Source organism: Candidatus Halocynthiibacter alkanivorans, assembly GCF_003333265.1.
GTDB classification, from domain to species: domain Bacteria; phylum Pseudomonadota; class Alphaproteobacteria; order Rhodobacterales; family Rhodobacteraceae; genus Halocyntiibacter_A; species Halocyntiibacter_A alkanivorans.
The window spans coordinates 1-4,282 of record NZ_QOLB01000022.1 but is presented as its reverse complement, the minus strand read 5'-3'; the positions used below and the strand labels follow the sequence as shown (position 1 = coordinate 4,282).

The following is a 4,282-nucleotide window of genomic DNA, read 5'->3' as shown; positions in this document are numbered from 1 at the left end:
GACCCCGCCAGCGCCGCCCGCAACAGCCGCCAGCAACTCCGCCAGCCGCCCGGCCCGGTAACGCACCGAGTCCTCAAACCCTTCCAGCCGGATCATCGTCACCGGCGCCCCGTCAACCCCAACCGGAAGGTGCGCCGCCCCGGTGACATCATAAGGCGCGCCCAGCGCCGCCGACATTGCCTGTACCGCCGCCCCGTCACTCAGCCCTTCGATCAGCACGCAGGCCGCCATCTCAGGCTTTGGCAGCACTTTCAGCGACACTTCCGACAACACGCCCAAAGTGCCATGCGCCCCCGCCATCAGCTTGACCAGGTCATAGCCGGTGACATTCTTCATCACCCGGCCGCCGTTTTTCACCACCACGCCGCGCCCGTCGACAAAGCGCACCCCCAGCAGAAAGTCGCGGCAGGCGCCGGCCTGCACCCGGCGCGGCCCTGACGAATTCACCGCCACCGCGCCGCCGATTGTTGGCGCACCAGTGGTGCCCAAAAGCGCTCGCATATCGGCAGGCTCAAAGGCCAGTCGCTGCCCCTCTGCCGCCAACACGGCCTCAAGCTCTTGCAAAGGCGTGCCCGCATGCGCCACCAGCGTTAAAGCGCCGGGCTCGTATAAGGCGATGCCGCAGAGCCCACGGGTGCTCAACTCTTGCCCCGCCAGCTGAATGCCGCGACTGCCGCCGCCCAGCACCGCCAGCGCGCCTTCGGCCCCGGCAATTATGTCAGTGAGCTCACTCTCGTTTGCTGGCATCATCTGCTGTTTCCCGCTTCTTTTTGGCTTAAATATCCCGGGGTCCGGGGCAGCGCCCCGGCCGCCGTTGCCACCGTTAACTTCACCGGCAGTTTCACACGCAATTTCACCGGCAATTTCACCGACATTATCAGGGATCTCATGCGTTGCGCCGCGCAGCCGTTATGCTCAGTGGAAACACCTTCGCCGGATTAAGCAGCCAGCGCGGATCAAACACATCTTTGACCCGCAACTGCGCTTCCAGATCCTCTGGCGCATATTGATACGTCATCAGATCCCGCTTCTCGATACCCACGCCGTGTTCGCCGGTCAGACAGCCGCCCACATCGACGCAGAATTTTAACACTTCCGCGCCAAACGCCTCACACAGCTCGAGATCTCCTGGTTTGTTGGCATCATAGAGGATCAGCGGGTGCATATTGCCGTCCCCCGCATGAAACACATTGGCCACATCCAGCCCATATTTCTTTGAGAGCTCGCTGATCCGCGCCAGCATGCGCGGCAGTTCAGTGACCGGAATGGTGCCGTCCAGACACATGTAATCATTGATCTGCCCCATGGCGCCAAAGGCCGATTTGCGTCCCAGCCAGATCGCGGCCGATTCTTCCACTGACCGGCTTTCGCGGATCTCAACCGGATCGTGACGCCGCGCAATCGCAGTGATGCGCCCCAATTGATCGTCAATCTCCGCATCAGAACCTTCGACCTCAATGATCAGCAATGCCTCACATTCGGGATAACCCGCATGGGCAAAGGCCTCGCAGGCCTCAATACAGGGGCGGTCCATAAATTCGATCGCCACCGGCAACACCCCGGCGCGGATAATGTCGGACACGCAGGCGCCGGCAACCTCATTGCTGTCAAAACCAATCAGCACCGGCCGCGCCCCTTCGGGCTGGCGCAGGATGCGTAATGTGGCCTCGGTGACCACGCCAAGCTGGCCTTCAGAGCCGCAGATCACCCCCAGCAGATCCAGCCCGCCGGCGTCCAGATGGGCGCCTCCGATTTCGACCACGGTGCCGTCCATCATCACCAGAGTCACCCCCAGAAGATTGTTGGTGGTCACCCCGTATTTCAGACAATGCGCGCCGCCGGAATTCATCGCGATATTGCCGGCAATGGCACAGGCCAGCTGCGAGGAGGGGTCCGGTGCATAGAAGAAACCTTCTTCTTCCACCGCGCCGGTGACCGACAGGTTGGTGCGCCCGGCCTGCACCCGGATAAAGCGGTTGTCAAAGTCGGCTTCCAGCACCTGGTTCATCCGCGCCAGCCCGACCACCACCGCAGCCGCAGTCGGCAGCGCCCCCCCGGCCAGCGACGTACCCGCCCCGCGCGGCACCACCGGCACAGCTTCCGCATGGCAGATTTTCAACACCGCCGCGACCTCTTCGGTGCTGCGCGGCAATACCACACAGAGCGGCGGGCAGGCATAGGCCGACAGCGCGTCGCATTCATAGGCTTTGGTCTCGCGCGCATCATCGATCACGGCGTCGCCAGGCAGCACGTCGTGCAGTTTTGCAACGATCTGCGCCTTGCGCGCCAGCAGAGCGGCGTTGGGAACCGGCATCTCCATCAGAGACCTCCTAAGTTTTGGTAATAAAACATAACCAATTTTTCCAGAGGAGGCAAAGCCTATCTTTCGATCTGTTTCAGCCGCTTAGATTCTAAGCTCCTCAGCGCTGCGGGGCTGCAAATCAGAAGCTGGCGACAAGAACAAACCATATGGCCAGCCGCGCCACCACAGTCTAGTCTGGCCCCTATGGAACTGATCAACCGACTGCAACACTTCACCCCGCTTGACGGATTCGCCATTGGCTTTTTGTGGCTCTGCTGGGCGCTGATTGGCTGGCGCATCGAACACCCGGCCAAATCGCGCCCCTCCACGTCGCGGCTGATGGCGCAATTCCGCCGCGACTGGATGACACAGATGGTCACGAGGGAACCGCGTATCTTTGATGCCAGCATCCTCGACACATTACGCCAGGGCATCACCTTTTATGCCTCTGCCTGCCTGATCACCCTGGGCGGCGGCATCGCCCTGCTGGGCAATACCGAACGCCTGCTGGGAGTCGCTGCCGATCTGACGCTGATGCCGGTGCCCGCAATCATCTGGGAAGTCAAAATTCTCACTGTTCTGCTGATCATTACCAGTGCCATGCTGAAATTCATCTGGGCGCACCGGTTGTTTGGCTATTGCGCCGTGATCATGGCCTCGGTGCCCAATGACGTGGAGGATGCCAAAACATTGCCGCGCGCACGTCAGGCTGCAGAGATCAATATCACTGCCACCCGCGCCTTTAACCGCGGGCTGCGCAGCCTGTATTTTGCGCTGGCGGCGATGACCTGGCTGCTCGGACCTGAAGCGCTTCTGATCGCCACTTTGGTCACCGTTTTTGTCACCTGGCGGCGTGAATTCGCCTCGCTGTCGCGGCGCATCCTGCTAGGGGAATTGCCATGACCGGCAGCTCAGGACGCCTGGCACTTGCGGCGCTGCTTTTTACCGCCGCCGCCGCCTTTGCCACCCCGCCACAGGTGGAAAAAGTCAGCGCCCGGCAGACGGCCACTTATACGCTTGAGGCAACCGACGCCCGCGCCCCCTGGCGCTTTGATGTCAGCCTCAGCCATCCCGACAGCGGCTGGGACCATTATGCCGATCTGTGGGAAGTCCGGGATGGCACCGGCCGGGTGCTGGGCAGCAGGGTCTTGCTGCACCCCCATGTGGACGAGCAGCCCTTTACCCGCAGCCTTGCCGGCGTCAATATCCCGCCCGGCCTGTCGCAAGTGTCTGTTTATGCGCGCTGCACGGATCGCGACTGGTCAGAGCCCTACGTGTTTGAACTGCCGCGCTGAGCCCGGGCGCCGCGCCCCACATGGCGCCTGTCCCGCCGCCCTTCCCAGAGCCAGGCCGCCAGCATCAGCAGCACCGCGACCAGCAGCCAGGCCCAGGGCGGCAACACCGGTGTCACCCGGATATCCTCAGTCACAGAGGCGCCGCGCGGCGTGATGCCAAGCCAGCCACGCCCCGCCGCCACCCGCCCGGGACGCACCCGACGCAGGGATGGCAGCCCGTCCTCAATCCGGCGCAACGCGCCACCGCTCATAGCCACCGCCGCAGCGATCTCAGAGCCGTCTGAAATGGTGACCTCAAATTCCTTTGGCGCGCTCGGGCCCAGCGCCACCACCGCCTCTTCTTCGCCCTCACGCAGCCGGTGCAGCCCGGCCACAGGCGCCTCAAACCGGCTCTCATACAGGCCGGGAGTCACCTCTTCCATCGGCAGCACGGTCACCACGCCGTCGGGTCCGGTGATTTCCACCTCGCGGTCGCGCGCCTCAAGCGAACGCCGGGTGATCCGCATCGACTGCCCCTGCGCCACCGCGCCCAGCGCCTCTTCTTCCAGCTCCGGCTCTTTCATCATCCAGTGGGCCAGGCGCCGCAACAGGTCCAGCTGCGGCCCGCCGCCCTCAAAACCCCGGCTCCACCGCCATGCCTGATCTGAGGCCAGCAAAGCCACCCCCCCCAGGCCCTGCCGCCCCA

At 63.4% G+C, this 4,282-nt stretch carries 4 protein-coding genes and 1 pseudogene; 2 read left to right on the top strand and 3 right to left on the bottom strand.

What is annotated here, in order from left to right; translation table 11 throughout:
* Together DWA01_RS00410 and DWA01_RS00405 are read right to left on the bottom strand one after the other, a co-directional pair.
* The coding region (locus DWA01_RS00410; RefSeq protein ID WP_114283661.1) for an FAD-binding protein at positions 1–750 on the bottom strand (750 nt) is incomplete at its 3' end.
* 136 nt (positions 751–886) lie between these two features.
* Positions 887–2,320 carry an FAD-linked oxidase C-terminal domain-containing protein gene (locus DWA01_RS00405; RefSeq protein ID WP_114283660.1) on the bottom strand — a complete coding sequence of 478 codons (1,434 nt, stop codon included), beginning with the start codon at positions 2,318–2,320 and terminating at the stop codon, positions 887–889.
* 186 nt (positions 2,321–2,506) lie between these two features.
* Between DWA01_RS00405 and DWA01_RS00400 the strand changes: the two genes are divergently transcribed.
* Together DWA01_RS00400 and DWA01_RS00395 are read left to right on the top strand one after the other, a co-directional pair.
* The gene (locus DWA01_RS00400) at positions 2,507–3,205 is read left to right on the top strand and encodes a DUF599 domain-containing protein (protein ID WP_114283659.1); all 699 of its coding nucleotides are present in this window, start codon (positions 2,507–2,509) and stop codon (positions 3,203–3,205) included.
* Positions 3,202–3,597: a hypothetical protein gene (locus DWA01_RS00395; RefSeq protein ID WP_114283658.1), complete on the top strand. Its 396-nt coding sequence runs from the start codon at positions 3,202–3,204 to the stop codon at positions 3,595–3,597. The genes DWA01_RS00400 and DWA01_RS00395 overlap by 4 nt, the downstream gene beginning before the upstream one ends.
* Here the strand turns inward: DWA01_RS00395 and DWA01_RS23035 are convergent.
* Positions 3,573–4,282 (bottom strand): annotated as a pseudogene (locus tag DWA01_RS23035) (hypothetical protein); the annotation flags it as partial. The gene DWA01_RS00395 and the pseudogene DWA01_RS23035 sit on opposite strands and share 25 nt — an antisense overlap.